At 39.2% G+C, this 763-nt stretch carries 2 protein-coding genes; both read right to left on the bottom strand.

Features of this window, described 5'->3' with window-relative positions; genetic code table 11:
• Nucleotides 1-457 (bottom strand): YaiI/YqxD family protein (locus ACFINZ_RS10585; protein WP_375701492.1); only part of this gene is annotated, 457 nt, incomplete at its 3' end.
• Between the two features lie 12 nt (nt 458-469).
• A partial coding sequence (locus tag ACFINZ_RS10580) for a YhjD/YihY/BrkB family envelope integrity protein (RefSeq protein WP_375701491.1) occupies nt 470-763 on the bottom strand: 294 nt, incomplete at its 5' end.

Below are 763 nucleotides of genomic sequence, written 5' to 3'. Positions count from 1 at the left end.
CTAGTGCCGATAAAAAAGCAGAACGGTCTTTGCAACAAAAAGGACGGGGGCTACTTATAACTTTACCTTGTCCTCGCAAATCGTTCATAAGATTGCGCAGCGCCAAAACGTGACCGATGGAGCTTGCATCAAAAGTACGGCCAGTTGGAGAAAGACAAACACCACCCGCACGCACAACCCGTGCGGCTAAAGGAATATCACTGGTAATAACAATACTAGCCTCCTGCACATGTTCTACAATCCAATCATCAGCAGAATCAAATTTGTCAGAAACAACTACCCTTTCAAGAAGCGCTTCATCTGGAAGAGGAAAAAAACGATTCGCTACAACAAATGTTTTAAGCTGATAACGATTCATAACACGATAAATTTCAGTTTTTACAGGACAAGAATCAGCATCAATCAACAAAGTGATGGCTGGTTTTTTTCGTGTTTTCGTCTCTTGGCTTTCACACAAAAATAAGTTCTTTCATTCATCCGAATGGTGCAAATAATTGCGATAAAACATTATCGCTGCATTTATTTCGCCTCCAAGAATAAAAATAGCGCTTAAAATGTAAAGAAAAATAATAGCAACCATAATAGATGCTAATCCCGCATAGGTAGAAATATAATCAAACATTGTCAAATACTGCGCAAAAGCAAGAGAAGCCATAAACCACACTGACATTGTCACCACGATTCCTGGTAAAACATCTATAAATTTGCGTCGCTCCGCTGGGAGCCATTTATGAACAATCAAAAGGCTTACAAATAAAACAAC

This window comes from Bartonella sp. AA81SXKL (assembly GCF_042196945.1).
Lineage (GTDB): Bacteria > Pseudomonadota > Alphaproteobacteria > Rhizobiales > Rhizobiaceae > Bartonella.
The sequence above is the reverse complement of the archived record's forward strand: the minus strand, read 5'-3'. Positions and strand labels throughout refer to the sequence as shown.